The 26,405-nt window shown below is 72.1% G+C and carries 22 protein-coding genes; 3 read left to right on the plus strand and 19 right to left on the minus strand.

What is annotated here, in order from left to right; genetic code table 11:
* Positions 1 to 12: 12 nt before the first annotated feature.
* The 5 genes from JAO84_RS08105 to JAO84_RS08125 all read right to left on the minus strand — a co-directional run bounded on the left by JAO84_RS08105 (position 13) and on the right by JAO84_RS08125 (position 5,601).
* Entirely contained in the window at positions 13 to 1,545 is a 1,533-nt protein-coding gene (locus JAO84_RS08105; RefSeq protein ID WP_370411718.1) for a PH domain-containing protein, read from the minus strand.
* Positions 1,542 to 2,054 carry a PH domain-containing protein gene (locus tag JAO84_RS08110; protein ID WP_370411721.1) on the minus strand — a complete coding sequence of 171 codons (513 nt, stop codon included), beginning with the start codon at positions 2,052 to 2,054 and terminating at the stop codon, positions 1,542 to 1,544. The genes JAO84_RS08105 and JAO84_RS08110 overlap by 4 nt, the downstream gene beginning before the upstream one ends.
* Before the next feature lie 4 nt (positions 2,055 to 2,058).
* Complete coding sequence (gene pgi / locus JAO84_RS08115; protein ID WP_370416686.1) at positions 2,059 to 3,714, minus strand: glucose-6-phosphate isomerase; 1,656 nt, start codon at positions 3,712 to 3,714, stop codon at positions 2,059 to 2,061.
* Positions 3,715 to 3,795: 81 nt separating this feature from the next.
* Complete coding sequence (locus JAO84_RS08120) at positions 3,796 to 4,566, minus strand: sugar isomerase domain-containing protein (RefSeq protein ID WP_370411723.1); 771 nt, start codon at positions 4,564 to 4,566, stop codon at positions 3,796 to 3,798.
* Between the two features lie 72 nt (positions 4,567 to 4,638).
* Positions 4,639 to 5,601 carry an N-acetylglucosamine kinase gene (locus JAO84_RS08125; RefSeq protein ID WP_370411725.1) on the minus strand — a complete coding sequence of 321 codons (963 nt, stop codon included), beginning with the start codon at positions 5,599 to 5,601 and terminating at the stop codon, positions 4,639 to 4,641.
* Positions 5,602 to 5,706: 105 nt separating this feature from the next.
* Between JAO84_RS08125 and JAO84_RS08130 the strand changes: the two genes are divergently transcribed.
* Positions 5,707 to 6,543, plus strand: a complete 837-nt coding sequence (locus JAO84_RS08130; protein WP_370411727.1) for a MurR/RpiR family transcriptional regulator — start codon at positions 5,707 to 5,709, stop codon at positions 6,541 to 6,543.
* A gap of 71 nt (positions 6,544 to 6,614) precedes the next feature.
* Here the strand turns inward: JAO84_RS08130 and JAO84_RS08135 are convergent, their stop codons facing one another.
* The 12 genes from JAO84_RS08135 to JAO84_RS08190 form a co-directional block, all read right to left on the minus strand.
* A complete protein-coding gene (locus JAO84_RS08135; protein WP_003957010.1) occupies positions 6,615 to 6,950 on the minus strand; it encodes an RNA polymerase-binding protein RbpA in 336 nt (111 codons plus the stop codon).
* Between the two features lie 77 nt (positions 6,951 to 7,027).
* The gene (secG, locus tag JAO84_RS08140) at positions 7,028 to 7,258 is read right to left on the minus strand and encodes a preprotein translocase subunit SecG (protein ID WP_265866124.1); all 231 of its coding nucleotides are present in this window, start codon (positions 7,256 to 7,258) and stop codon (positions 7,028 to 7,030) included.
* A gap of 106 nt (positions 7,259 to 7,364) precedes the next feature.
* On the minus strand, positions 7,365 to 8,141 hold the full coding sequence (tpiA, locus tag JAO84_RS08145; protein WP_265866125.1) for a triose-phosphate isomerase: 777 nt from the start codon (positions 8,139 to 8,141) through the stop codon (positions 7,365 to 7,367).
* A gap of 7 nt (positions 8,142 to 8,148) precedes the next feature.
* Entirely contained in the window at positions 8,149 to 9,360 is a 1,212-nt protein-coding gene (gene pgk, locus JAO84_RS08150; RefSeq protein WP_370411730.1) for a phosphoglycerate kinase, read from the minus strand.
* A 120-nt stretch (positions 9,361 to 9,480) separates the two neighbouring features.
* Complete coding sequence (gap, locus tag JAO84_RS08155) at positions 9,481 to 10,488, minus strand: type I glyceraldehyde-3-phosphate dehydrogenase (protein WP_265866127.1); 1,008 nt, start codon at positions 10,486 to 10,488, stop codon at positions 9,481 to 9,483.
* A 247-nt stretch (positions 10,489 to 10,735) separates the two neighbouring features.
* On the minus strand, positions 10,736 to 13,693 hold the full coding sequence (locus JAO84_RS08160; protein WP_370411732.1) for a M14 family zinc carboxypeptidase: 2,958 nt from the start codon (positions 13,691 to 13,693) through the stop codon (positions 10,736 to 10,738).
* A 175-nt stretch (positions 13,694 to 13,868) separates the two neighbouring features.
* Entirely contained in the window at positions 13,869 to 14,858 is a 990-nt protein-coding gene (whiA, locus tag JAO84_RS08165) for a DNA-binding protein WhiA (RefSeq protein WP_030205188.1), read from the minus strand.
* Positions 14,849 to 15,883, minus strand: coding sequence for a uridine diphosphate-N-acetylglucosamine-binding protein YvcK (yvcK, locus tag JAO84_RS08170; protein WP_370411735.1), 1,035 nt, complete (start codon positions 15,881 to 15,883; stop codon positions 14,849 to 14,851). The genes whiA and yvcK overlap by 10 nt, the downstream gene beginning before the upstream one ends.
* Positions 15,880 to 16,788 carry an RNase adapter RapZ gene (rapZ, locus tag JAO84_RS08175; RefSeq protein WP_370416687.1) on the minus strand — a complete coding sequence of 303 codons (909 nt, stop codon included), beginning with the start codon at positions 16,786 to 16,788 and terminating at the stop codon, positions 15,880 to 15,882. Before rapZ ends, yvcK begins: the two co-directional genes overlap by 4 nt.
* Before the next feature lie 101 nt (positions 16,789 to 16,889).
* Positions 16,890 to 18,884, minus strand: coding sequence for an excinuclease ABC subunit UvrC (uvrC, locus tag JAO84_RS08180; RefSeq protein WP_370411737.1), 1,995 nt, complete (start codon positions 18,882 to 18,884; stop codon positions 16,890 to 16,892).
* Between the two features lie 108 nt (positions 18,885 to 18,992).
* Entirely contained in the window at positions 18,993 to 19,799 is an 807-nt protein-coding gene (locus JAO84_RS08185; RefSeq protein ID WP_370416688.1) for a hypothetical protein, read from the minus strand.
* Between the two features lie 5 nt (positions 19,800 to 19,804).
* Positions 19,805 to 20,437, minus strand: coding sequence for a papain-like cysteine protease family protein (locus tag JAO84_RS08190; protein WP_370411739.1), 633 nt, complete (start codon positions 20,435 to 20,437; stop codon positions 19,805 to 19,807).
* A 239-nt stretch (positions 20,438 to 20,676) separates the two neighbouring features.
* Here JAO84_RS08190 and JAO84_RS08195 point away from each other — a divergent pair, with 239 nt between their 5' ends.
* Positions 20,677 to 21,606, plus strand: a complete 930-nt coding sequence (locus JAO84_RS08195) for a hypothetical protein (RefSeq protein WP_370411740.1) — start codon at positions 20,677 to 20,679, stop codon at positions 21,604 to 21,606.
* 17 nt (positions 21,607 to 21,623) lie between these two features.
* Here the strand turns inward: JAO84_RS08195 and JAO84_RS08200 are convergent, their stop codons facing one another.
* On the minus strand, positions 21,624 to 22,049 hold the full coding sequence (locus JAO84_RS08200; protein ID WP_370411742.1) for a Rieske (2Fe-2S) protein: 426 nt from the start codon (positions 22,047 to 22,049) through the stop codon (positions 21,624 to 21,626).
* Between the two features lie 185 nt (positions 22,050 to 22,234).
* Between JAO84_RS08200 and JAO84_RS08205 the strand changes: the two genes are divergently transcribed.
* Positions 22,235 to 23,128, plus strand: a complete 894-nt coding sequence (locus tag JAO84_RS08205; RefSeq protein ID WP_370411744.1) for a carbohydrate kinase — start codon at positions 22,235 to 22,237, stop codon at positions 23,126 to 23,128.
* A 63-nt stretch (positions 23,129 to 23,191) separates the two neighbouring features.
* On the opposite strand, the gene uvrA is transcribed toward JAO84_RS08205, so the two are convergent.
* Complete coding sequence (gene uvrA, locus JAO84_RS08210; RefSeq protein WP_370411746.1) at positions 23,192 to 26,215, minus strand: excinuclease ABC subunit UvrA; 3,024 nt, start codon at positions 26,213 to 26,215, stop codon at positions 23,192 to 23,194.
* Positions 26,216 to 26,405 lie beyond the last annotated feature (190 nt).

Below are 26,405 nucleotides of genomic sequence, written 5' to 3' on the forward strand. Positions count from 1 at the left end.
GGGAGGCCCGGTTCACCTCTCGGTGGGCCGGGCCTCCGGCGTTTCCGGACCGGTCACGGGTTCCAGGAAGGGTGTCAGCAGGTCGGGTACGGCCTCGGCGGCGAAGGCCAGGCCCTGGCTCTCGCCCGCGTCGTACACGTCGTACGCGCCCTCGCCGGCGGCCGTCGTGGCGCTCAGCGTGAGCACGCCCGCGCGGCGCTGGAACCAGGACTGCTTGACGGTCCAGCCGATCACCCCGGCGCGCTGGAGGGCGACGGTGGAGCGCCGTACGGTGCCGGAACGGGTCACCAGGAAGGCGCCGCTGACGCCGTGTCCGAGGTTGCGGTACGCGTCGAGGGCGAGCACTACGGCGAGCGGGGTGAGGACGACGGCGACGCCGCCCGCGAGACAGAGCAGCACGGGGGTGAGCCAGGCGCCGAGGACGGCGAGGATCGCGGCCGGGCCGAGCGCGGCCCACAGCGCCCACCCGAGGCGTCGCCTCCGGGCGGCCCGGGGGTGGGCGGCGAGCGGCGCGCTCGTGGGCGGTTCGGACTCGCGGAGCACGCTCGCGGCGACCCGGTCGGCGACGGCGCGCGGCGCGGGCGGCAGCAGGTTCTTGAGGTCGCCGTGCTGGTCGTCGTCGTCCTGGGCGAGTCCGGTGGCGACGGCGTCGACCCGGGCGGCGCGAAACAGGCGTACGCCGAGGGGTTCGACGAGTTCGACGCCGCGCAGCCGGCGCTCCTCCAGGGTGATGGAGCGGGCGGTGAACAGGCCGCGGCGGACCCGGAGGGTGCCGCCGGGCTCACGCTCCAGGCGGTAGTGGGACCACATCTCGATCCACAGGCCGAGCGCGCCGATCACCCCGGCGAGGGTGGCGAGCAGCACGAGGTCGACGATCATCCAGGGCAGCGAGACGTCCTCGAAGCGGTCCCCTATCCAGTGGATGACCTTGTCCTGGGCGCCGAACCAGTCGCTGACCTGCATCACGGCCCCGGCGGCCGCGCCGCCGAGCAGCGGGGCGACGAAGGAGACCGGGGCGTAGCGGATCCAGCGCGGGTCGAGCGCGGCGAGCAGGCCGTCGTGGGCGGCGTCCTCGGGGGTGCCGGCCGGGCGGGCGAGCAGGGTGCGGCGCAGCTGTTCGCCCTCGGCGCGGGTGACCAGGTCGAGTTCGAGGGTGGACTCGCCGTCGGTGTGCTCGCCGGTGCCGATGCGGACCTTGACCAGGCCGAGGACGCGTTGGAGGGGGTTGGCGGTGAGGTCGACGCTGCGGATGCGTTCGCGGGCCAGGGAGCGCCGTTTGACGACGAGCAGGCCGGAGTGGAGGTCGACGCGTTCGGCGCCGACGCGGTAGCGGGTGCGGCGCAGCCGGACCCAGTCGGCGACGGTGCCGCCGCCGACGATCAGCGCGGCCCCGGCGAGCACCCAGGCGGCGGCCTGCCAGAGCGGCCGGGAGCCGGAGGAGAGGCTGAGGAAGGCGGGCAGCGCGGCGCCGCCGGCGACGCCGCACAGGACGGCGGCCCCGGCGAGCACCGTACGCGGGGCGAGCTGCCGCCAGTCCTCGCTCATGTGGCGTCCCCGGGGGTGGCCCGGGTGATCGCGGTGAGCCGTTCGGCGAGCTCGGCGGCGAGCTCGTGGTCCAGGCCCTCGATCCGGAGGGCGCCCTTGGAGGAGGCGGTGGTGACGGTGACGGTGGCGAGCCGGAAGGCCTGTTCGAGCGGGCCGCGCACGGTGTCGACGGTCTGGATCCGGGACATGGGCGCGATCCGCCACTCCTGCCAGAGGGCGCCGGTGCGCACGTACACGGCGTCCTCGGTGACCTCCCAGCGGTGCACCCGGTACCACCAGGCGGGGAGGAACGCGGTGCAGCCGAGGCCGAGCAGCGCCACGGCGCCGGCCGCGGCGAACAGCCAGCTGCTCGCCGGTCCGATGAGGGCGCCGAGCACGGCCAGGACGCCGGCCGGTGCGGCGGTGGTGAGCAGCAGTCGGGTGCGCCACCAGCCGACGGCCCGCCCGTCGAGGGTGTTCCTCGGCGGGCGCAGCCGTACCTCGTTCTCCGCGTTCCTCCCCCCGGTCACCGGATCAGCCTCGGTCGCGCAGCGCGCGGTAGGCGGCGACGAGTCCGGCGGTGGACGAGTCGAGCCCCTCTCCGCCCGTCCCCTGCGTCAGCACCGGCTCGATCTTCTTGGCGAGGACCTTGCCGAGTTCGACGCCCCACTGGTCGAAGGAGTCGATGTTCCAGACGGCGCCCTGGACGAAGACCTTGTGCTCGTACAGGGCGACGAGCTGGCCGAGCACGGACGGGGTGAGGGCGTCGGCCAGGATGGTGGTCGTGGGGTGGTCGCCCTTGAAGGTCTTGTGCGGGACGAGCTCCTCGGGCACGCCCTCGGCGCGCACCTCCTCGGGCGTCTTGCCGAAGGCGAGGGCCTGGGTCTGGGCGAAGAAGTTCGCCATCAGCAGGTCGTGCTGGGCGACCAGGCCGGGCAGCAGGTCGGCGACCGGCTTGGCGAAGCCGATGAAGTCGGCCGGGATGACCTTGGTGCCCTGGTGGATCAGCTGGTAGTAGGCGTGCTGGCCGTTGGTGCCGGGGGTGCCCCAGACGACCGGGCCGGTCTGCCAGTCGACCGGCTGTCCGTCGCGGGTGACGGACTTGCCGTTGGACTCCATGTCGAGCTGCTGCAGGTACGCGGTGAACTTCGACAGGTAGTGCGAGTACGGCAGGACGGCGTGCGACTGGGCGTCGAAGAAGCCGCCGTACCAGATGCCGAGGAGGCCGAGCAGCAGCGGCGCGTTCTCCTCCGGCGGGGCGGTGCGGAAGTGCTCGTCGACGAGGTGGAAGCCGTCGAGCATCTCGCGGAAGGCCTCCGGGCCGATGGCGATCATCAGGGAGAGGCCGATGGCGGAGTCGTAGGAGTAGCGGCCGCCGACCCAGTCCCAGAACTCGAACATGTTGGCCGTGTCGATGCCAAAGTCCTCGACCTTCTCGGCATTGGTCGACAGGGCCACGAAGTGCTTGGCGACGGCCTCCTGACCGGCCCGCAGCTCGGTGAGCAGCCAGTCGCGGGCGGAGGTGGCGTTGGTGATCGTCTCGATGGTGGTGAAGGTCTTCGAGGCGACGATGAACAGGGTCTCGGCGGCGTCGAGGTCGCGGACCGCCTCGTGGAGGTCGGCGCCGTCGACGTTGGAGACGAAACGGAACGTCAGATCGCGCCGCGTGTAGGCGCGCAGCACCTCGTAGGCCATGGCGGGGCCGAGGTCGGAGCCGCCGATGCCGATGTTGACGATGTTCTTGATCGGCTTGCCGGTGTGGCCGGTCCACTCCCCGGCGCGCACCTTGTCCGCGAAGGCGGCCATCTTGTCGAGGACGGCGTGCACCTCGGGCACCACGTTCTCGCCGTCGACCTCGACGACCGCGCCGCGCGGGGCGCGCAGCGCGGTGTGCAGGACGGCACGGTCCTCGGTGTTGTTGATCTTCTCGCCGCGGAACATGGCGTCGCGCAGCTCGGCCACGCCGGTGGCGGCGGCCAGTTCGCGCAGGAGGCTCAGGGTCTCGTCGGTGACCAGGTGCTTGGAGTAGTCCAGATAGAGGTCGCCGACCCGCAGCGTGTACGCGCTGCCGCGCTCGGGGTCGGCGGCGAACAGCTCACGCAGCCGGGGTTCGCCCAGCTGCTCACGGTGCTTTCCGAGGGCCGCCCACTCGGGCAGCTGGTTGAGCCTGTTACGGCCTGCGTTGTTCATCTCGGACATCGCCCATTTCTTCGTCTTGCTGCTTCGTGCCCCGCTGTCTCCAACCTAATTGATCGAGCACCGGATTCCCGTTCAGTGACCGCCGCGGTGGAGGCGCCCCGTGTACCGCGCCTCCAGGACGGCGTTGCGCTCGTGCCCGCCGGGGAGGTTGGCGGAGACGTAGAGGGGCGGTTCGACGCCCTCGGCGAGCAGCAGGGCGACGGCCTCGGCGACGGTCATCTGGACGAGCAGCGAGGAGGTGAGGGTGGAGATCCCGCACAGTCCGCCCGCGTCCGAGCCGGGCAGCGGAAGGACGGCGTCGCCCGCCGGGGCGCCGTTGTCGAGGACGGCGTCGGCGAGGTCGGCGAGCCGCTTGCCGCTCGCGTGCAGGGCGGGGACGGCACGGGTGTGTTCCAGGGAGGTGAGGGCGACCAGCGGGTGGCCGGCGCCGGTGACCTTGAGCGCGAGGTCGACGATCGAGTTGTTCACCCCCGAGTTGGAGATGATCACGAAGAGGTCCTGGGGGCGGGGCGTGGCCAGGGCGTAGAGCCGGTCGGCGAGGCCCGGGGAGCGTTCGAGCAGCGGGTCCTTGAGGATCGCCGGGTCCTCGCCGCCGCGCAGGACGAGGTCGGCGAGGGCGATCCGGCTGGTGGGCACGAGTCCGCCGGCCCGTCCGGCGACTTCGAGGGCGGCGGCCTGGGAGTGTCCGGTGCCGAAGGCGTGGATCACCCCGTCGGCGGCCACGCAGTCCGCGAAGAGCCGGGCGGCGGCGGCCACGGACTCCTTGTTGGCGGCGGCGACCCGGTCGACGGCGGTGCGGGCGATGTCGGCGAACTGCGCGGCACCGAGGGCGGGTTGGTCCATGACGGAAGCTCCTCCGGTCGACCTCTGGTTGACCTCTGGTTGAGTGAACCGAGCTGGGTCTGATCTCTCGGCTCAATCAACCAGCGAGCCCGATGGCCCGTCAAGAGGGCGGCGCCGCACGCCCCGCCGGGCGAGCGCCACCGCGCCCGCCAGACCGTCCGGAACCGGCGACGGTACGAGGCCGAGCGCGGCCACCCGTACGGACAGCCGGTCGAGCAGCGGGCCGCCCGGACCGAGGAGGCCGCCCGTCACCACCAGGGGTTCACCGGGCCGGGGCAGCAACGCCCGTACGGTCACGGTCAGTTCGTCCGCCGCGCGGTCGAGCAGTCCGGTCGCCACCGGGTCCCCGGCCGCCGCCGCGTCGACCACCAGCGGGCTGAGCCCGGCGAGCCGCACCGGGTGCGCCGCGTAGGCCCAGCCGACCAGCCGCTCCTTGGCCAGGCCACCGCACAGCGCCGCGACCGGGCCGGAGAGCGCGGTCGCCGGGCCGCGGCCGTCCAGGGCCCGCAGCACCGCGCGCAGTGCCTCCCGGCCGAGCCAGAAGCCGCTGCCCGCGTCCCCGAGCAGCCAGCCGTCGCCGTCCACCGCGCTCGCCAGACGGCGCCCCACCACCCGGGCGCCGGCGGCGCCGGTGCCGGCGATCAGGACGAGGCCGTCGGCCGGAGTGCCGGGACCGGCCGCGAAGGCCACCTCCGCATCGCCGTGCACCACGATCCGCGCCGGGGCCGCGCCCACCTCGGCGAGGGCCGCCCGCAGCGCCGCCCCGGCCCGCTCCGCGCCGCCGCCGGGACCGCCGCCGGCGAAGCCCGCCACCACGGCGCCGACCGCTCCTCCGGCGCCCGGCGGCAGGGCCCCGCGCAGGGCCTCGGCCAGATGCCGTACGAGCTCCTCCGCGGGCACGCTCAGCGCGTTGCCCGGACCGCCCGTGCCCTCGCCCAGTGCCGTGCCGGTCGCCGCGTCGGCGCACCGCGCCCTGGTCCGCGTACCGCCGGCGTCGATGCCTACGACCACCCGCTGAATGCTGGATCCGTTCATCAGGCCGCATGCTGGTTGATACATTCACGCGAGCACAAGACCCCGACACCCGCGACTCCCCCGATACGCACCTCCCCCGCCGCCGTCCGTCGAAGAAGGCCCCGCATGATCACCGCGCTGATCCGCTCCGAACTCCCCCGGATGTCCGGCTCCTTGCGCAAGGTCGGCGACTGGGTGCTCGCCGATCCGACCCGGGTCGCCGGGGTGTCCGCGGCCGAACTCGGCCGCAGCACCGGCACCTCGCAGGCCACCGTGACCCGCTTCTGCCGGGCCCTCGGCCTCGACTCGTACCAGCGGCTGCTGCTCGAACTGGCCCGGGAGCAGGGCCAGGAGGCCGGGCCGCTGGGCCCCGACATCGGCCCCGACGACCCGCTCGACCGGGTCGTGGCCGCCGTCGCCCAGGCCGATCTGGCCGCCCTGCGCGCCACCGCCGAGCGGCTCGACCCGGACGCCCTGGAGCGGGCGGCCCGGGCCCTGGCGCAGGCCCGCCGGATCGACGTGTACGGGGTGGGGGCCTCCGGGTTCCTCGCCGTGGAGCTGCGGGCCCGGCTGTTCGGCATCGGCTGCGAGGCCCGGGCGTGGACCGAGGTGCACGCGGCGAAGACCTCGGCGGCGCTGCTCACCCCGGCCGACACGGTGGTCGCGCTCTCCCACTCGGGGGCGACCCGCGAGGTCCTGGCCCCGCTGGAGCTGGCCGCCGAGCGGGGCGCGGCGACGGTGGCCGTCACGGGCGACCCGCGCTCCCCGGTGGCCCGGGCGGCCGGAACGCACCTCACCTCGACGTCCGCCGAGACCGGTTTCCGGCACGGCGGTTTCGGCGCCCGGCACTCGGTGCTGCTGATCCTGGACTGCCTCTACGCGCGCGTGACCCAGCTGACCTACTCGCGCGCCGCGGCCGCCCTCGCGCTCACCGCGCACATCGCCGGCGACCACCGGAGATAGCCGGAAGTCCGCCGCACCAGCCGCACAACCGGCTGAACGGGCTCTGCGCGCAGAGCCCGTTCAGCCGGTTGTCAGATCTCGCCCCGGAGCTTGGCGAGCGCCTCCGCGAGGATCGCCTCGCCGTCCGCGTCGCTGCGCCGCTCCCGTACGTACGCGAGGTGCGTCTTGTACGGCTCGGTGCGCGGCGGGTCCGGCGGGTTGTCCCGGTCCTGGCCGGCCGGGAAGCCACAGCGGGGGCAGTCCCAGGTGTCCGGGACCTGTGCGTCGCTGGCGAAGCTCGGCTGGGTCTCGTGCCCGTTCGAGCACCAGAAGGAGATCCGGAGACGCGGTGCCGACTCGCCCCGCTCGGCCTCGCCCATCGGCCCCGCGCCGACCCGGCTTCCCCGGATCGCGTTGCCACTTGCCACGGTCGTAACTCCCTGCGTGATGGTGCTCGAAGATGCCCCAGTCTACGTAAGGCCCAACGCGCGTCCAGTGATTGGAGTTACCCGTCCATCTTCATCAGCAGACCAAGTACGACAATGCACGCGAACCACAGCAGACCGACCACGACGGTGATCCGGTCCAGGTTGCGCTCGGCGACCGAGGAGCCACCGACGGACGACTGCATGCCGCCACCGAACATGTCGGAGAGGCCGCCGCCCTTCCCCTTGTGCATCAGCACGAGCAGCATCAGCAGCGCACTGAAGACGATCAGGGCGATCGAGAACCCCATAACCACGGCTGGACCAACTTCCTCGGACTTATACGGACGGGGGCCGGGCATCGTACCTGCCCGACCCCCGCAAGGGTACGACGGATCCCGTCCGCCGCCTACATCATCACTGGTCGCGGAACCGCACGATCTTGACGAACTCGTCGGCGTCGAGCGAGGCACCGCCGACCAGGGCGCCGTCGATGTCGGCCTGGGCCATGATCTCGGCCACGTTGCCGCTCTTGACGGAGCCGCCGTACTGGATGCGGACCTTGTCGGCCAGCTCCTGCGAGTACAGCTCGGCGAGCTTGCCGCGGATCGCCCCGCAGACCTCCTGGGCGTCGTCGGCGCCGCAGACCTTGCCGGTGCCGATGGCCCACACGGGCTCGTAGGCGATCACGATCGTCTCGGCCTGCTCGGCCGGGATGTCCTTCAGGCCGCCCTCGACCTGGGCCAGGGTGTGCGCGACGGCGTTGCCGGCCTCGCGGACGTCCAGCTCCTCGCCGACGCACAGGATCGGGGTCAGGCCGTGCTGGTAGGCGGCCTTCACCTTGGCGTTGCAGAGCTCGTCGCTCTCGGCGTGGTACTGGCGGCGCTCGGAGTGGCCGACGGCCACGAAGGCGCACTTCAGCTTGGACAGCATCGCGCCGGAGATCTCACCGGTGTACGCGCCGGACTCGTGCGCCGAGAGGTCCTGGGCGCCGTACTTGATCTTCAGCTTGTCGCCGTCGACCAGGGTCTGCACGGAGCGCAGGTCGGTGAAGGGGACCAGGACGGCGACCTCGACGGCGTCGTAGTCCTTGTCGGTGAGGGCGAAGGCGAGCTTCTGGACGTGGGCGATGGCCTCGAGGTGGTTGAGGTTCATCTTCCAGTTGCCCGCCATCAGCGGGGTACGGGTGCTCATAAAGGGGTCAGTCCTCCAGTGCGACGAGGCCGGGGAGCTTCTTGCCCTCGAGGTATTCGAGGGAGGCGCCGCCGCCGGTCGAGATGTGGCCGAAAGCATTCTCGTCGAAGCCGAGCGTGCGGACGGCGGCGGCCGAGTCGCCGCCGCCGACGACGGTGAAGCCGTCGGAGTCGAGCAGGGCCTGCGCGACGGCCTTGGTGCCGTTCGCGTAGTCGGGGTGCTCGAAGACGCCCATCGGGCCGTTCCAGAAGACGGTGCCGGCGTCGGCGAGCTTCGCCGCGTAGAGCTCGCGGGTCTTCGGGCCGATGTCCAGGCCCTCCTTGTCCGCCGGGATGGCGTCCGCGGAGACGAGCTCGGGGTTGGCCGGGGCCTTGGTCTTCAGGTCCGGGAAGTCGGCGGAGACCAGCACGTCGATCGGCAGCACGAACTCGACGCCGCGCTTCTCCGCCTCAGCCAGGTAGCCGAGGCACGTGTCGATCTGGTCCTCCTGGAGCAGCGAGATGCCGACCTCGTGGCCCTTGGCCTTGAGGAAGGTGTACGCCATGCCGCCGCCGATGAGGATGCGGTCGGCCTTCTGCAGGAGGTTGTCGATGACCCCGAGCTTGTCGGAGACCTTGGCGCCGCCGAGGGCGACGACGTAGGGCCGCCGGACGTCCTCGGTGAGCTTCTTCAGGACGCCGACCTCGGTGGCGATGAGGTAGCCGGCCGCGTGCGGCAGCTTGCCGGGGAGGTCGAAGACCGAGGCGTGCTTGCGGTGCACGGCGCCGAAGCCGTCGCCGACGTACAGGTCGGCGAGCTCGGCCAGCTGCGCGGCGAAGGCCGCGCGCTCGGCGTCGTCCTTGGACGTCTCGCCGGCGTTGAAGCGCAGGTTCTCGATGACGGCCACCCGGCCGTCGGTCAGGCCGGCGACGGTCGCCTTGGCGGACTCGCCGACCGTGTCGGTCGCGAAGGCGACCTCGGCGCCGAGCAGTTCGCCGAGCCGCGCGGCGGCCGGGGCGAGGGAGAAGGCCGGGTCCGGCGCGCCCTTGGGGCGGCCGAGGTGGGAGGCGACCACGACCCGGGCGCCGGCCTCGGCGAGCGCCTTGACGGTCGGGACGACGGCGCGGATGCGCCCGTCATCGGTGATGGTGGTGCCGTCGAGGGGCACGTTGAGGTCGGCGCGGACGAACACCCGCTTGCCGGTGACGCCCTCGGCGAGCAGCTCGTCGATCGTCTTCATCTGTTTCTCTGACTCCTTGGTACACGCGGTGGAGCACACGACAGCAGGGCCCGCACAGTGCGCCATCGCACTGCCCGAGCCCTGCTTCACATCGAAAGCCCGCTCAGAAGCTTAGAGAGCTTAGAGCTGACCGCCGACGAAGACGGTGAGGTCGACGAGACGGTTGGAGTAGCCCCACTCGTTGTCGTACCAGCCGAGAACCTTGACCGAGTTGCCCTCCTGGACCATCGTCAGCGACGAGTCGAAGGTGCAGGAGGCCGGGTCGCTCACGATGTCCGAGGAGACGATCTCGTCCTCGGTGTAGAACAGGATGCCCTTGAGCTCGCCGTCCGCGGCCTTCTTGAACGCGGCGTTGACCTCGTCCTTGGTGACCTCGCGGGAGAGCTCGACGACCAGGTCGGTGACCGAACCGGTCGGGACCGGCACGCGCATGGCCATGCCGTCGAGCTTGCCCTTGAGCTGCGGGAGGACCAGGGCGGTGGCCTTGGCGGCACCCGTCGTGGTCGGGATGATGTTCTCCGCGGCGGCGCGGGCGCGGCGCAGGTCCTTGTGCGGGAAGTCCAGGATGCGCTGGTCGTTGGTGTACGCGTGGACCGTGGTCATCAGACCGCGGACGATGCCGAAGTTCTCGTCGAGGACCTTGGCCATCGGCGCGACACAGTTGGTCGTGCAGGAGGCGTTGGAGATGACGTCGTGGCTCGCCGGGTCGTACTTGTCCTGGTTGACGCCCATGACGATGGTGATGTCCTCGTCCTTGGCCGGAGCCGAGATGAGGACCTTCTTCGCGCCGCCCGCGAGGTGCTTGGCGGCGTCGTCCCGCTTGGTGAAGATGCCGGTGGACTCGATGACGATGTCGACGCCCAGCTCACCCCACGGGATGTCGGCCGGATTGCGCTCGGACAGCACCTTGATGGTGTGGCCGTCGACGGTGATGGTGTCGGCGGTGTGGGTCACCTCGGCCTTGAGGCGGCCCAGAATGGTGTCGTACTTCAGCAGGTGAGCCGTGGTCGCGGTGTCGCCCAGATCGTTGACGGCCACGACCTCGATGTCGGCACCCTGCTCAAGGAGCGCGCGGAAGTAGTTGCGACCGATACGGCCAAAGCCGTTGATGCCTACGCGGATCGTCACGAACCGATCTCCTCGTTAGGTACGCCGGGTTTCGACGCCCGGCGAGCTTCTCTTTTGGGATGTCCCCGACCGCTTACGACCCTACCTCTCCAGATGGCTCCGCGTGACATCGAGTGCAGCGGTACACGCCCGGAAAGTGCCGGAAAAAGGCCGACAGCCCTTGCCTACCAACGGGTAAGGGCTGTCGAGGGACCTTGGTCCCCACTACGCAGAGTGACGAAAATCGGTGCTCGCCTGAGCGCCCGAATCAGCGTCGGAGCGAAGTAAGCGCCCTTCTGAGCAGAGTCGCCCGTTCCGTCGCATTCGGGACATGCTCCAGGCCGAAGCCGAACAGGACGGTGTCACGGGTGGTGACCGCAGCCTGGGAGTGGAAGAGCGCTTCGGAACGGGTCCAGTCACTTCCGTTTCCGGGACTTCCGGCCGGCGGGCCCGGTACGGACCAAGCGCCCATTCCGGTCTCGAAGCCCTCGGTGTCGGTCGCCGCGCCCGCCGACAGGGTCAGCTCGTCGACGAACGCGCCCATCTCGCCGGTGCCCGGGTCGGACACGTACGAGATCGCCAGCTCGACCCGCTTGCCCGCGTAGGCGCTCAGGTCGACGCGGGCCTGCCGCCAGCCGTTGGAGGGGCCGGTGAAGGCGTGCCAGGCGCCCGTGGTGCCGGTGGCGGCGCAGGTGCCGTCCTGGCCCACGGTGAGGTAGTGCGCCAGGAAGGGGTGCTCCCGGACGTAGTAGCCCTCCCCGCAGTCGGCGGGCGGCTCGGCGGAGGTGCCGCCGTTGGCGTCGGGCAGGGTGGTCCAGTCGTCCTGGCCGGCGGTGTGGGCCTCCACGACCAGGTTGTCGTAGCCCGGCTCCGTGTCGTAGCTGACCTGGAAGGAAAGGTTCGGCTGGTCGGCCGCGGTCACCCCGGTGAGGTCCACGGTCCGGCTCAGCCGGCCCCAGGTGCCGTCGGTGTGGCGCAGCGCGGCGAAGCGGCTGCCCGCGTACGGCTCGAAGGGGGTCTTCAGGCCCGGGTAGTCGCCGCCGGCGGCGCTGCTCGCGAACTGCGGGAAGCGGTCGGGGGCGAGGGTGTCGGAGGTGACGGTGAAGGCGCCGGCGTTGTCGAGCGGGTTGCCGGCGGCGGCACCGAGTGCCGCCCCGCCGCCGCCGAGCCGGCCGGAGCCGGCGAAGGAGGCGGGGCCGTTCAGCGCGGCCCGGCGGTAGGCGCCGAGGTAGTACTGGGCGAAGTCGTTGGAGTCGGCACGGCCGAGCCGGACCTGCCCGCCGGACCTCTCGCCCGCGTTGATCAGCTTGCCGCCCTCGTTGAGGTAGGCGCGGACAGCGAGCAGGGAGGCCCCGGAGGGCTGCTCGGCGCCCGTGTACCAGACGACGGTACGGAAGTGGCTCAGCACGCCGAGGGCGTGCGGGGTGCCCTGGGTGGCGACGTCCCACACGGCGGCCCGGCGCCCGTTCGCGGCGAGCGCCTTCACATAGGTGTCGGCGTGCCGCGCGGCTGTGGTGCCGCCTTCCTCGGCGAGGACGAGGACGTCGCCGCGGGGCCGCTCGGCCACGGTGTACGTGAACGGGGCGGACGCGGTCGCCTTCCCGGCGCGGGTGCGGGCGGTGAACCAGACCTCGACCTTGTCGCCGGTACGGGCGCCCTCGACCTCGGCGCGGTACTGGTCGAAGTAGAGGTTGTCCTCGCCGCCCCAGGTCTCGCCGCCCTTCCAGGGCTCCAGGCCCGTGCGGTGGGTGCGGCCGCCGTTGATCCGGTAGTTCAGGGTCTTGCCGCGCAGGGACTTGCGGGCGGTGACCGCGACCTCCTGGGCGCCGCCGCCCGCGTACGAGGTGGCGAAGGCGTCCGGGGTGAAGTCGGGGGCCTCGATGCCGACCGGGGAGACCGGGGTGTCCGGGTGGGCGCTGGACTCGGCGACGGCGAGGGCGAACGGGATGTTCTTCTCGAACTCGCCCTGGATCAGCTTCTCGTCGTCCGGGAAGGTGAAGACGGAGGCGCAGTCGGCCGGGTCCCAGGCGTCGTTCGGGTCGACCCGGGAGGCGGTGGCGCAGGTCGACATCTCCGGGGTGAACATCTGCGTCCCGTTGACGTTGGCGGCGTGTCCGTCCGCCTCGCCGTTGGTGGTGTAGAGCTCGGAGGAGAGCTGCGAGCGGTAGCCGGGGATCGCGGGCTGCTGCGGGGTGCCGGCGAGCGCCTTGAGGGCCACGTCGTCGGGGGTGTCGGTGGCGACCTGCCAACCCACGCCGTAGAGCAGCAGCTGGGCGGCGGAGTGGTAGTTGACGGCGTAGCGGAAGCCGATGCGCTTCTCGAAGGCGTCGAGCGCCCGGGTCTCCGGCTCGGACATGGCGCTCGGGCCGCGGTAGGTCTCGTCGGCCGGGTCGGGCGAGGAGCCCTCGTCGTCGTAGCCCCACTTGTGGCCGAAGTTGCGGTTGAGGTCGACGCCGTCGCCGGTGCCGATCCGGCCGTCGCCGTCGTTGTCCCGCAGGTTCTTGCGCCACTGGCGGTTGGCCGGGTCGGCGTGGGTGTAGTCGTAGCCGTCCGGGTTGGCGGAGAGCACGAACCACAGCTCGGTGGTGTCCACCAGCTTCGTGATCCGCGGGTCCTTGCCGTAGCCGTCCAGGTAGTGGTGCATCAGCCGCCTGGTCATCTCCGGCGTGATCCACTCGCGGGCGTGCTGGTTGGACAGGTACAGCGTGGCCGGCCTGCTGCCGTCCTTGGTCTTCGCCGCGCCCTTGCTGACCTTGAGGGCGAGGATGTCCTGGCCCCTCACGGTCTTGCCGATGGAGACCACCTTGGTGAGCCCGGGATTGGCCCGGGCGGTGTCCACGATCTCCTGCTTGAGGCCGCCCTTGCCGCCGTACGGGCGGAAGACGCCGTCCCCGGCGGCCGCGACCCGCTGTTCGGCGCGGGCCCCGAGGGTGTGCTCGGCGATCTCGACGCCCTGCCGGCGCAGCTGTCCGGCCTGTGCGTCGGTGAGATAGAGCTCGACGGTGGCGGAGCCCTTGGCGGGCACCTGCTCGGTGAGCTCGTGGGCGTCGGTGCCGGCGTCGAGGAGCAGCGGCAGCTGCTCCTTCGTCACCTTGGCCCGCCAGACGGAGACGTGTTCGAAGTCCCCGTCCTGACGGGTGGGTTGCGCGCCCGCGACGGGTGCCGCCGCCAGGCCCGCGATGACCAGTGATGCAGTGGCGAGGATCGCTCCCGCTCTGCGTCTCATCTGCCCCCCTTGCTGTCGTCTGCCACGAAGGTGAACAGACGCCAGGCTCGTGGGGGCTCATACCCCTGTCAAGGGTGCCTCCGGCGCGTCGGCCGAAGCCCGCCGAACGGAACTGCCGGTGCCTCAGAAAGGCACCGACAGTGGAGAGTTCGCCGCATCGGGGGGGCGGTGGGGCTCAGCCGACCAGGCTGTCGTCCAGCTCCTCCGTCAGATTGGACTCGGTCCCGGGGATGCCGAGGTCCTGGGCCCGCTTGTCGGCCATGGCGAGCAGCCGGCGGATCCGGCCGGCCACCGCGTCCTTGGTGAGCGGCGGGTCGGCGAGTGCGCCCAGCTCCTCCAGGGAGGCCTGCTTGTGCTCCATGCGCAGCCGGCCGGCCGCCGCGAGGTGCTCGGGCACCTCCTCGCCGAGGATCTCCAGGGCCCGCTGCACCCGGGCGCCCGCGGCGACCGCGGCGCGCGCCGAGCGGCGCAGGTTGGCGTCGTCGAAGTTGGCGAGCCGGTTGGCGGTGGCCCGGACCTCGCGCCGCATCCGGCGCTCCTCCCAGGCGAGCACCGACTCGTGCGCGCCGAGCCGGGTGAGCAGCGCGCCGATGGCGTCGCCGTCGCGGACCACGACCCGGTCCACGCCCCGTACCTCACGTGCCTTGGCGGCGATGGAGAGCCGGCGGGCGGCGCCGACCAGGGCGAGCGCGGCCTCCGGGCCGGGGCAGGTGACCTCCAGGGAGGAGGAGCGGCCCGGCTCGGTCAGCGAGCCGTGCGCCAGGAAGGCGCCGCGCCAGGCCGCCTCGGCGTCACAGGTGGCCCCGGAGACCACCTGCGGGGGCAGACCACGGATGGGGCGGCCGCGGCCGTCCACCAGACCGGTCTGCCGGGCCAGCTGGTCGCCGCCGGCGACCACCCGGACCACGAAGCGCGAACCGCGGCGCAGTCCGCCGGGAGCCATCACGATCAGCTCCGAGCTGTGCCCGAAGATCTCCAGGATGTCCCGCTTCAGCCGGCGCGCCGCCATCGCGGTGTCCAGCTCCGCCTCGATCACGATCCGGCCGCTCACCAGGTGCAGCCCGCCCGCGAACCGCAGGATCGACGAGACCTCGGCCTTCCTGCAGCAGGTCCGGGTGACGGGGAGCCGGGAGATCTCGTCCTTCACCGCTGCCGTCATCGCCATGGGCCGATCCTTCCATGCATCCGAAAAATACGGTCGTACGCGGCGGCCAACAGCTCCGGGTCGTGCTTCGGAGCGCCGTCGGGCCGGGCCACCGGCGCCAGCTCGACCGCGGCGCCGAGCCGCTTGGCGGCTTCGGCGAGGGGCTCTCTTGCCGACGCGTCGGGCACGGCGGCCTCGTCGGCCAGCACCACGTCCAGGGCGAGTTTAGGGGCGTGTCGTGCCAAAACCTCCAAATGACGCTGCGGGGAGAAGCCCTCGGTTTCTCCCGGCTGCGGCGCGAGGTTCAGCGAGAGCACCCGGCGGGCCTTCGTCTCCATCAGCGCGTCGAGCAGCTCGGGCACGAGCAGGTGCGGGATCACCGAGGAGAACCAGGAGCCCGGACCGAGCACCACCCAGTCGGCGTCGAGCACCGCGGCCACCGCCTCCGGCACCGCCGGCGGGTCGTGCGGCACCAGGTGCACGGACTGCACCTCGCCCGGGGTGAGCGCCACGGTGGCCTGCCCGCACACGGTGTCCACGTCGTGCGGGCGCTCCGGGTCGTGGCCCTTGACCAGGGCCTGGAGCTCCAGCGGCACGGCCGACATGGGCAGCACCCGGCCCTGCGCGCCGAGCAGCCGGCCGACCAGGTCCAGGGCCTGCACGGGGTCGCCGAGCTGCTCCCAGAGGGCGACGATCAGCAGATTGCCGACGGCGTGGCCGCCCATCTCGCCCTTGGACTGGAAGCGGTGCTGGATGACCCGGGCCCAGGTCTGGCCCCAGTCGTCGTCGCCGCACAGCGCGGCCAGCGCCTTGCGGAGGTCGCCCGGGGGCAGCACGCCCAGCTCCTCACGGAGCCGGCCGCTGGAGCCCCCGTCGTCGGCGACGGTGACCACGGCGGTCAGGTCGCCGGTGATCCGGCGCAGGGCGGCGAGGGAGGCGGACAGGCCCATGCCGCCGCCCAGCGCGACGACCTTGGGCTGGGCGCCGCGCCTGCGGAGCGCGCGCCGCACCGAGAGGGTGGGCGTGCGCCGGCGGTACTGCTTCACTCGCGCCCCATGTCCCGGTGGACGACGACGGTCTCGACGCCCTCGGCGGCGAGACGGGCGGCCAGCTTCTCGGCGGTGGCGACGGAGCGGTGCTTGCCGCCCGTGCAGCCGACCGCGATGGTCACGTAACGCTTGCCCTCGCGCCGGTAGCCGGCCGCGATCAGCTGCAGCAGCTCGGTGTAGCGGTCCAGGAACTCCTTGGCACCGGGCTGGTTGTAGACGTAGTTCGCGACCTCCTCGTTGAGGCCGGTGAAGGGGCGCAGCTCGGGCACCCAGTGCGGGTTCGGCAGGAAGCGCATGTCGACGACCAGGTCGGCGTCGACCGGCAGTCCGTACTTGAAGCCGAAGGACATCACGGTGGCCCGCAGCTCGGGCTCCTCGTCGCCGGCGAACTGGGCGTCCATCTTGGCGCGCAGCTCGTGCACGTTGAGGCTGGAGGTGTCGATCACCAGGTCGGCGTCGCCGCGCAGCTCGCGCAGCAGGTCGCGCTCGGCGGCGATGCCGTCGGTGATGCGGCCGTCGCCCTGGAGGGGGTGCGGCCGGCGGACCGACTCGAAGCGCCGGACCAGGGCCTCGTCGGAGGACTCCAGGAAGACGATCCGGCGGGTGACCTGCTTGGCGTCGAGGTCGGCGAGGGAGTCGCGGAGGTTGTCGAAGAACTGACGGCCGCGGACGTCGACGACGACCGCGATCCGGGCCACGTTCCCCTGGGAACGGGCGCCGAGCTCCACCATGGTGGGGATCAGCGCGGGCGGCAGGTTGTCGACGACGAACCAGCCGAGGTCCTCCAGGCACTTCGCCGCGGTGGACCGGCCGGCGCCGGACATGCCGGAGATGATCACCAGCTCGGGGATGGCCGCGTCGGCGTTGTTCTCGCCGACGGGCTCCGTCGTGCCCGTACTCATGTCTGGTGCTCCGTCTTCGTACTCGGGCTGTTCGTGTTCGTGCTGCTGGTGCTGGTGCTGGTGCTGCTGATCTTGCTGCTGCTGTCGCTGCTCGTGCTCGGTCATGCGGTGGTGCCCCCGTCGTCTTCCATGATCTCTCCTGTGGCCGTGTTCACGGCGGGCGCGGCCGGGGCCGCCTGCGCGAGGGCCACCGCCACGGCCTCGGCCGTCTTGCGGCCCATGCCGGGGACCTCGCAGATCTGCTCGATTGTCGCCTGCCGAAGCCGTTTGACCGAGCCGAAATGCTTGATGAGGGCTTGTTTCCGGGTTTCGCCGAGGCCGGGGATCGCGTCCAGGGGGCTGGTACGGATGCGCTTGTTCCGCTTGGACCGCTGGTAGCGGATGGCGAAGTCGTGAGCCGTGTCACGTACCCGCTGAAGGAGGTACAGGCCCTCGCTGGTGCGGGGCAGCACCACCGGGTCGTCGTCGTCCGGCAGCCAGACCTCCTCCAGGCGCTTGGCGAGGCCGCAGACGGCGATGTCGTCGATGCCGAGCTCGTCCAGGGCCCGGCGGGCGGCGGCGACCTGCGGCTGCCCGCCGTCGACGACGACGAGCTGCGGGGGGTACGCGAAGCGCTTGGGCCGCCCGTCCTCGTCCCGGCCGTCGGCCGCGGCGGCCTCCTCGGGCACCTCGCCGTCCACCCACTCGCCGGTCTTCTCCTTCTCTGCGAGATAGCGCTTGAAGCGGCGGCTGATCACCTCGTGCATGGACCGGACGTCATCCTGCCCTTCGAAGCCCTTGATCTGGAAGCGCCGGTACTCGCTCTTGCGGGGCAGCCCGTCCTCGAAGACGACCATGGAGGCCACCACGTCCTCGCCCTGGAGGTGCGAGATGTCGAAGCACTCGATGCGCAGCGGCGCCGAGTCCAGGTCCAGGGCCTCGGCGATCTCCTCCAGGGCCCGGGAGCGGGTGGTGAGGTCGCTGGCGCGCTTGGTCTTGTGCAGGACGAGGGCCTGCTGCGCGTTCCGCGCGACCGTCTCCATCAGGTCCTTCTTGTCGCCGCGCTGCGGCACGCGCAGCGAGACGTTGGACCCGCGGCGCCCGGAGAGCCAGGCCGTGACCGCCCCGGCGTCCTCCGGCAGCGCCGGGACCAGGACCTCCTTGGGGACGGCGTCGCCGCTCTCCTCGCCGTACAGCTGCTGCAGGGCGTGCTCGACGAGTCCGGCGGTGTCGACGGCCTCGACCTTGTCGGTGACCCAGCCGCGCTGGCCGCGCACCCGGCCGCCGCGCACGTGGAAGATCTGCACGGCCGCCTCCAGCTCGTCCTCGGCGAGGGCGATCAGGTCGGCGTCGGTGGCGTCGGCGAGCACCACCGCGCTCTTCTCCATGGCCTTGCGCAGCGCCCCTATGTCGTCGCGCAGCCGGGCGGCCTTCTCGTACTCCATGTCCTCGGCCGCCAGCATCATCTGCTTCTCCAGGCGGCGCAGATACGTGCCGGTGCGGCCGGCCATGAAGTCGCAGAACTCCTCGGCCAGTTCGCGGTGCTCGACCGGGGTGACCCGGCCGACGCAGGGCGCCGAGCACTTGCCGATGTAGCCGAGCAGACAGGGCCGCCCGGCGGAGGCGGCGTTGCGGAAGACGCCCGCGGAGCAGGTCCGTACGGGAAACACCCGCAGCATCAGGTCGACGGTCTCGCGGATGGCCCACGCGTGCGCGTACGGCCCGAAATAGCGCACGCCCTTCTTCTTGTGGCCGCGCATGACCTGGACGCGCGGGAACTCCTCGTTCAGCGTCACCGCGAGATACGGGTAGCTCTTGTCGTCCCGGTACTTCACGTTGAACCGGGGGTCGAACTCCTTGATCCAGGAGTACTCCAGCTGCAGCGCCTCGACCTCGGTGGACACCACCGTCCACTCCACGGACGCGGCCGTGGTCACCATCGTCGCCGTGCGCGGGTGCAGGCTCGCCAGCGGCTGGAAGTAGTTCGCCAGCCGCTGGCGCAGGGACTTCGCCTTGCCGACGTAGATCACCCGGCGGTGCTCGTCGCGGAATTTGTAGACCCCGGGCGAGTCGGGGATCTGTCCCGGCTTGGGGCGGTAGCTGGAGGGGTCGGCCATGGTTCCCACCCTACTGGCGGGGACCGACACTCAGACCGCGCGCGAACGGGGTCCGGCCCATGAAGGAGGAGCGCACCGCCCCGCGCGGGCGGGGCGGTGGTCCAGGGTTCAGGCCCGGCGGGAGGCGCGGCGGCGGAGCGTCGCCGCACCCGTCAGCACCAGGGCGAGGACGGCGCCGGCGCCCGCCGCCGTCGAGGCGACGGTGACGGGTGCGGCGGGGTCGTCGTGCGACGCGCCGGTGCCCGCGCCCGCGTCGTAACCGCCGGCCGCGCCCTTCCTCGCGTAGGCCGAGCCCGGGAGCTTGTCGCCGTACGCCCGGGTCACCCGGTCCCGGTACGCGGCGAGGGTGGTGCCGTTCCTGCCCACCGCCCGCACCGCGTCCTCGTCGAGCGGCAGCACCTTCGTGCCCTTCTGGACGTACCACGCGTCGATCTGCGGCTCGCGGAACACCGTGCCGCCCGGCAGCGCGCGCCGGCCCGCCGCGTCGTAGCGGCGTTCGTCGTCGCCGGTGGCGATGTTCACCACCTGCCAGTCGCCGCCGGGCGTGCGCACGGTCCACAGCGAGGCGGTGCGTCCGTCGGCGGCGACCGCCGTGCTCGCGTGGAACTCGACGCGGGCGACCGCCGCTCCCGGCTTCCCGGCGACGAACTCGGGCGACAGGATCCGGACGGGGACGGACCCGCCCTCGATCCGGGGTTTGGCGGCGGACCGCGCAAGAGAGGCATCGTCTCGGGCGAAGAAGCGCGCCACCGTGTCGAGCGTCTGCGGCGCGGCCGCCGCCCGCTCCGGAGTCGTCGCGGCCTCCGCGGCATCCGCCGCCTCCGCCGCCTGTGCCGGGATCGCGCCGAGCCCGATCGTCAGGAGCGCGGCACCGAGCACCGCCCCCATCCGTACGTTCGCCATCGCCTTCGCCATCGCCGTCACGCCCCGATCCGGTAGAGCGAGTGGGTCCAGGAGAAGGACCCGTTGTTGACGTACCAGGCGTGCGAGGCCCAGTTGTAGCGGTCGCTCGTCGGCCACGGATCGCCCCAGTACACCCAGCCGTTGGCGTCGTCGTAGCCGTAGAGGACGTGCATGTGGCCGCCGCCGCTCGCCCACTGGATGCGGGTCTCGACCGGACGGTTCGCGTTGATCTCGGTCTGCACCGTCGAGTAGCGCAGCCAGCCGTCCACGTACGAACCGGGGTTGATGCCCGCCCAGCTCAGTCCGTCCTGGACGTTGCCCAGCGTGGCCTGCCAGTTGGGGCAGTCGTAGCCCTGCTGCCGCCCGAAGGCGGCGTTGCAGAACTGGTTCTGCGAGTAGCTGCGGCCGTACCAGGTGGCGATGGTGTTGCCGCCGGCCGCCCAGCACCAGTTGTTCTTCTGCTGGGCCTGCATGGTGATGTCCAGGCGCTTGTACGCGGAGGTGGAGACGTCCTGGGTGGAGACGTCCTTGGCCGAGACGTGCTGGGTGGAGACGTCCTCGCCGGTCGGCGCGGCGGACGCCGGCGCGGCGGGGACGAGGAACAGGGCGGCGGCTGCGGCAAGCACCGCCAGGGCCTTTCTGCTGCGCATCGCGTTCCTCCCGAGGTGGGGATGTGGGGAGTGAGTGGGGGGGGGAGAGGAGCGCGTCCGGACGCTGCCTGGAGCATCGAACGTTGTCCGGATCGGGTCAACACGCTTCAATGCGGGGTGACGGCGGGCTGTGAACGGTGCGACCCGGATGTGAACAGCCGTCCCCTGCCCACCTGCCCGCCCGCCCCGGCGGGCGCGCGCCGCCGCCCCCAGCCGTGAACGTTCACTGAGGAGTCCTCGTGGGCCACACCGAGGCCGATCTGGCGCAACTGCTGCACACCGGTCCGTTCCACCTGGCGCTGCGCACGGCGCTCGCGGTGCGCGGGCTGCCGCTCCAGCGGGTGCAGCACCATCTGGCGCACCGGGGGGTCAAGGTCGGTGTGACCTCGCTGAGTTACTGGCAGCAGGGGGCCCGGCGGCCGCAGCGGCCGGAGTCGATGAAGGCGGTACGGGCCCTGGAGGAGGTGCTCCAGCTGCCCGACAACTCGCTGATCCGGCTGCTCCGCGAGGACGCCGCCGCCCGCGCCGAGGTCGAGCGCCCGGCGGCCCGCTCGTACCGCTCGCTGGTCGAGGCCTCCGGGGTGGTGGAGCAGCTGCTCGCGGAGCTGGAGTGCCCGGCGGACGGCGGGCTGCACACGGTGGGCCACCAGGAGCGGGTACGGATCGGCGCCGGGCGCGAGCTGCTCGGCCGGGACTCGCAGCAGGTGGTGCGGGCGCACCGGGACGGCGTCGACCGCTACCTCGCGATCCACCGCGGCGATCCGGGCTGCGACCCGTCCCGGGTGGAGGTGCGGGCGACGGAGAACTGCCGCACGGGCCGGGTGCGGCGGCACGCGGAGACCGGGGTGTGCGTGGCCGAGCTGCTCTTCGACGCCCGGCTGCGGGCCGGGGACACGTATCTCTTCTCGTACGCCTTCGAGGACGGCACCGGCGGACCGAGCCGGGAGTACGTGCGCGGCTTCGGCTTCGCCGGCGGGCAGTACGTGCTCCAGGTGCGCTTCGACGAGGCGGCCCTGCCGGTGCGCTGCCGGCGGTTCGCGCAGGCCTCGACGGGCGCGCCGCGCGGCGGCCGGGCCGAGCTGACGCTGAGCGGCCGGCACCGCGCGGTGCACGTGGTGGAGCAGGGGGTGCGCCCGGGGATCCTGGGGATCGAGTGGGACTGGTCCTGACCGGGCGTGAGGTCGGTCTAGGCCTTCGGGCCGGCGATCAGCTTGCCGTTCTCGACCCGGACCGGGACCGCGGGGAGCGGCACGGTCGCCGGGCCCTGGAGGGCCTTGCCGGTGGTGACGTCGAAGCGGCTGCCGTGGCAGGGGCAGTTGCCCTCGTTGTCCTCGATCTTGTCCAGGACGCAGCCGGCGTGGGTGCACTGGGCACTGAACGCCTTGTACTCGCCCTTGGCCGGGCAGTGCACCAGGAGCCGCTGCTCGCGGTAGAGCTTGGCGCCGCCGACGGGGATCTCGTCGGGCGCGCCGAGGGCGACCGGGGCGGTGGGCGTGGGGTTCTCGGCGTGGCCGAGCTTGGAGTCGGTGGAGCAGGCGGCGACACCCAGCCCGGCGACCCCGGCGAGGGCGGCGCCTTTGAGGACGGTGCGGCGGGTGGACTGGCCGGACATGAGCGCTCCACGGTGTCGGCTCGGGGACGGGACAGGCGATCCCAGAAGGGACCGAACCGACGATACCGGCGCGTACGAAGCGGCCGACGGCCGGGTCGGCGGGCGGGTGGCGGGCAGGTCGGCGGGGTCCTGACCGCCGGGCCGTGGCTGTCGGCCGGTGCCGGTGATGGGTTACGTTCCGGTGCGTGATCGTCGTCGCCGGTGAGTCCCTGATCGACCTGGTTCCCGACGGGGCGCCGGGCCCGCTGGCCCCGCTGCTGCCCCGGCCGGGCGGCGGCCCGTACAACACCGCCGTGGCCCTGGGGCGGCTCGGCGCGGACGTGGCCTTCTGCTCGCGGGTGTCGACGGACGCCTTCGGCGAGGCGCTGCTTGAACGGCTCGGCGCGGCGGGCGTCGCGACGGGGCTCGTCCAGCGCGGTCCCGAGCCGACCACCCTGGCGGTGGCCGCGGTGGGGCCGGACGGCTCGGCGCGCTACGGCTTCTACGTGGAGGGCACGGCCGACCGGCTCTTCGCACTCCCCGAGCGGCTGCCGGCCGGGGTGCGGGCGGTGGCCTTCGGGACCTGCTCCCTGGCCCTGGAGCCGGGCGCGAGCGCCTACGAGGCGCTGCTGCGCCGCTCGGCGCGGGAGGGCGTGCTGACCCTGCTCGACCCGAACATCCGGCCGGTCCTCATCCCGGACGCGGACGCCTACCGGAAGCGGTTCGCGGGCTGGCTGCCGGACGTCCGTCTGCTGAAGCTCTCGGAGGAGGACGCGGCCTGGCTGGGCGGCTCCCCCGCCGACTGGCTGTCCGCCGGTCCGGCGGCCGTGGTGATGACCCGGGGCGGCGACGGTCTGACGGTGTTCACCCGGGAGTACGAGGTGTCCGTCCCGGGTGTGCGGGTGGCGGTGGTGGACACGATCGGTGCGGGCGACACGGTGAACGCGGCCCTGCTTCACGGCCTGGCGGGCCGTGCCCCGGAGGCGCTCGGCCGGACGGACTGGCACGAGCTGCTGACCTTCGCCGCGCGGGCGGCGGCGATCACCTGCACCCGGGCGGGCGCGGAGCCGCCGTACGCCCGGGAGCTCGGCGACGGCTGACGCGACGGCTGAGGGGGCGCCCTCCTCTCGGCGGGCGCCCCCTCGGGCCGGTGTCGGCGCCCGTCAGGCCTTGCGGGCCCGGGTGGTGGCCGTCTTCTTGGCGGCGGCCTTCGCCGGCGCGGCCTTCTTCGCCGCGGCGGTCTTGGTGGCGACTGCCGCCGTCTTCTTCGCCGGGGCCTTCTTGGCCGCGGCCTTCTTGGCGCCGCGCGCGGCCGGGACGGAGGCCGTGGCGTCGCTGATCCGGTCGGCGGCGAGGATCTCCCGCAGGAACTTGCCGGTGTGGCTGGCCGGGACCGAGGCGACCTCCTCCGGGGTGCCCTCGGCGACGACGATGCCGCCGCCGCTGCCGCCCTCGGGGCCCATGTCGATGATCCAGTCCGCGGTCTTGATGACGTCCAGGTTGTGCTCGATGACGATCACCGAGTTGCCCTTGTCGACCAGGCCGGAGAGCACCTTGATCAGCTTCGAGATGTCCTCGAAGTGGAGGCCGGTGGTCGGCTCGTCCAGGACGTAGACCGTGCGGCCCGTGGAGCGCTTCTGGAGCTCGGAGGCGAGCTTGACGCGCTGGGCCTCGCCGCCGGAGAGGGTCGGCGCGGACTGGCCGAGGCGCACATAGCCGAGGCCGACCTCGGTGAGGGTGCGCAGATGGCGGGAGATGGTCGGGACGGCCTCGAAGAAGTCCAGGGCCTCCTCGATGGGCAGGTCGAGGACCTCGGAGATGGACTTGCCCTTGTAGTGGACCTCCAGGGTCTCCCGGTTGTAGCGGGCGCCGTGGCAGACCTCGCACGGGACGTAGACGTCCGGGAGGAAGTTCATCTCGATCTTGATGGTGCCGTCGCCGGAGCAGTTCTCGCAGCGGCCGCCCTTGACGTTGAAGGAGAAGCGGCCGGGCAGATAGCCGCGGACCTTCGCCTCCATCGTCTCCGCGAAGAGTTTGCGGATGTGGTCGAAGACGCCGGTGTACGTCGCCGGGTTGGACCGCGGGGTGCGGCCGATGGGCGACTGGTCGACGTGCACGACCTTGTCGACGAGGTCGTCGCCGTCCACGCGCGTGTGCCGGCCGGGCACCGACTTCGCGCCGTTCAGCTCGCGCGCCAGGTGGGTGTAGAGGATGTCGTTGACCAGGGTCGACTTGCCGGAGCCGGAGACACCGGTGACGGCGGTGAGGACGCCCAGCGGGAAGGAGACGTCGATGTCCCGCAGGTTGTTCTCGCGGGCGCCGTGCACGGTGAGGCGGCGCGAGGGGTCCACGGGGCGGCGGATCTCCGGCGTGACGATCGCCCGGCGGCCGGACAGGTACTGCCCGGTCATCGACTCCTCGTTGGCGAGCAGTTCCTTCAGGGATCCGGAGTGGACCACCTTGCCGCCGTGCTCACCGGCGCCGGGGCCGATGTCGACGACCCAGTCGGCCACCTTGATGGTGTCCTCGTCGTGCTCGACGACGATGAGCGTGTTGCCCATGTCGCGCAGCCGGACCAGGGTCTCGATGAGCCGGTGGTTGTCGCGCTGGTGCAGGCCGATGGACGGCTCGTCGAGCACGTACAGCACACCGACCAGGCCGGAGCCGATCTGGGTGGCGAGCCGGATGCGCTGGGCCTCGCCGCCGGACAGGGTGCCGGCTGCGCGGTTGAGCGAGAGGTAGTCGAGGCCGACGTCGACGAGGAAGCGCAGCCGCTCGTTGACCTCCTTGAGGACCCGCTCGGCGATCTTCTTGTCCCGCGCGTTGAGCGTGAGCCGGCCGAGGAACTCGGCGCAGTCGCTGATCGACATCGCGGAGACCTCGGCGATGGACCTCTCCATCACGGTGACCGCGAGCACGATCGGCTTCAGGCGGGTGCCCTCGCAGGTGGGGCAGGGCACCTCGCGCATGTAGCCCTCGAAGCGCTCGCGGCTCGCGTCGCTCTCGGCCTCGCTGTGCCGCCGCTTCACGAAGGAGACGGCGCCCTCGAAGGCGGGCGTGGTGTAGGAGCGCTCGCGACCGTACCGGTTGCGGTAGCGGACCTCGACCTGGGTCTTGTGGCCGTACATCAGCGCCTTCTTGGCGCGCTGCGGCAGGCCCGCATACGGGATGTCGGTGCGGAAGCCGAGGGCCTGGGAGAGGCCGCCGATCAGCCGGCCGAAGTACTCCTTGGTGTGGCCGTGCGACCAGGGGTGGATGGCGCCCTCGTCGAGCGACTTCTCCTCGTCGGGGACGACCAGCTCGGCGTCGACCTCCATGCGGGTGCCGATGCCGGTGCAGTCCGGGCAGGCGCCGAAGGGCGAGTTGAAGGAGAAGGAGCGCGGCTCCAGCTCCTCGAAGGACAGGTCGTCGTACGGGCAGTAGAGGTGCTCCGAGTACATCCGCTCGCGCTCGGGGTCGTCCTCGGCGAGGTCGACGAAGTCGAGCACGACCATGCCGCCGGAGAGCCCGAGGGCGGTCTCGACGGAGTCGGTGAGGCGGCGCTTGGCGCTGTCCTTCACGGTGAGGCGGTCGACGACCACCTCGATGGTGTGCTTCTCCTGCTTCTTGAGCGCCGGCGGCTCGCTGAGCTGGATCGTCTGCCCGTCGACCCGGGCGCGGCTGTAGCCCTTGGTCTGGAGGTCGGCGAAGAGGTCGACGAACTCGCCCTTGCGCTCGCGCACCAGCGGCGAAAGCACCTGGAAGCGGCTGCCCTCGGGCAGCTCCAGGACCTTGTCGACGATGGCCTGCGGGGACTGGCGGGAGATCGGGCGGCGGCACTCGGGACAGTGCGGCTTGCCGATGCGGGCGAAGAGCAGCCGGAGGTAGTCGTAGACCTCGGTGATCGTGCCGACCGTGGAGCGCGGGTTGCGCGAGGTCGACTTCTGGTCGATGGAGACGGCCGGCGACAGGCCCTCGATGAAGTCGACGTCCGGCTTGTCCATCTGGCCGAGGAACTGCCGGGCGTAGGAGGAGAGCGACTCGACGTACCGGCGCTGCCCCTCGGCGAAGATCGTGTCGAACGCGAGGGAGGACTTGCCCGACCCGGAGAGCCCGGTGAAGACGATGAGGGAGTCACGCGGGAGGTCGAGCGAGACGTTCTTGAGGTTGTGCTCGCGAGCGCCACGGACGATGAGACGGTCGGCCACGCCGGTCCGCACCTTTCTTGAGAGAGCGGATGTGCCTGATGTGCCTGAACACCCAACAACCAAGGATGCCGGATGCTTCCGCCGAGCTTATAGCACGCACATTCGATTTCCGGACCTTCGCCGACCACTTCACCCGAACGAGTGGCGGCGCCGGGGCGTTGTCCCAGGTCGCGGCCCTGAGGGCCTGGCC

Origin of the sequence: Streptomyces fradiae (assembly GCF_041270065.1) — a bacterium.
Lineage (GTDB): Bacteria > Actinomycetota > Actinomycetes > Streptomycetales > Streptomycetaceae > Streptomyces.

What these genes read in the sequence shown, in the direction of transcription:
- JAO84_RS08105 (WP_370411718.1), bottom strand. Translation starts at nt 1,545, where the DNA reads ATGAGCGAGGACTGGCGGCAGCTCGCCCCGCGTACGGTGCTCGCCGGG.
- pgi (WP_370416686.1), bottom strand. Translation starts at nt 3,714, where the DNA reads ATGAACAACGCAGGCCGTAACAGGCTCAACCAGCTGCCCGAGTGGGCG.
- JAO84_RS08120 (WP_370411723.1), bottom strand. Translation starts at nt 4,566, where the DNA reads ATGGACCAACCCGCCCTCGGTGCCGCGCAGTTCGCCGACATCGCCCGC.
- JAO84_RS08125 (WP_370411725.1), bottom strand. Translation starts at nt 5,601, where the DNA reads ATGAACGGATCCAGCATTCAGCGGGTGGTCGTAGGCATCGACGCCGGC.
- JAO84_RS08130 (WP_370411727.1), top strand. Translation starts at nt 5,707, where the DNA reads ATGATCACCGCGCTGATCCGCTCCGAACTCCCCCGGATGTCCGGCTCC.
- secG (WP_265866124.1), bottom strand. Translation starts at nt 7,258, where the DNA reads ATGGGGTTCTCGATCGCCCTGATCGTCTTCAGTGCGCTGCTGATGCTG.
- tpiA (WP_265866125.1), bottom strand. Translation starts at nt 8,141, where the DNA reads ATGAGCACCCGTACCCCGCTGATGGCGGGCAACTGGAAGATGAACCTC.
- pgk (WP_370411730.1), bottom strand. Translation starts at nt 9,360, where the DNA reads ATGAAGACGATCGACGAGCTGCTCGCCGAGGGCGTCACCGGCAAGCGG.
- JAO84_RS08160 (WP_370411732.1), bottom strand. Translation starts at nt 13,693, where the DNA reads ATGAGACGCAGAGCGGGAGCGATCCTCGCCACTGCATCACTGGTCATC.
- whiA (WP_030205188.1), bottom strand. Translation starts at nt 14,858, where the DNA reads ATGGCGATGACGGCAGCGGTGAAGGACGAGATCTCCCGGCTCCCCGTC.
- rapZ (WP_370416687.1), bottom strand. Translation starts at nt 16,788, where the DNA reads ATGAGTACGGGCACGACGGAGCCCGTCGGCGAGAACAACGCCGACGCG.
- uvrC (WP_370411737.1), bottom strand. Translation starts at nt 18,884, where the DNA reads ATGGCCGACCCCTCCAGCTACCGCCCCAAGCCGGGACAGATCCCCGAC.
- JAO84_RS08185 (WP_370416688.1), bottom strand. Translation starts at nt 19,799, where the DNA reads ATGGCGAAGGCGATGGCGAACGTACGGATGGGGGCGGTGCTCGGTGCC.
- JAO84_RS08190 (WP_370411739.1), bottom strand. Translation starts at nt 20,437, where the DNA reads ATGCGCAGCAGAAAGGCCCTGGCGGTGCTTGCCGCAGCCGCCGCCCTG.
- JAO84_RS08200 (WP_370411742.1), bottom strand. Translation starts at nt 22,049, where the DNA reads ATGTCCGGCCAGTCCACCCGCCGCACCGTCCTCAAAGGCGCCGCCCTC.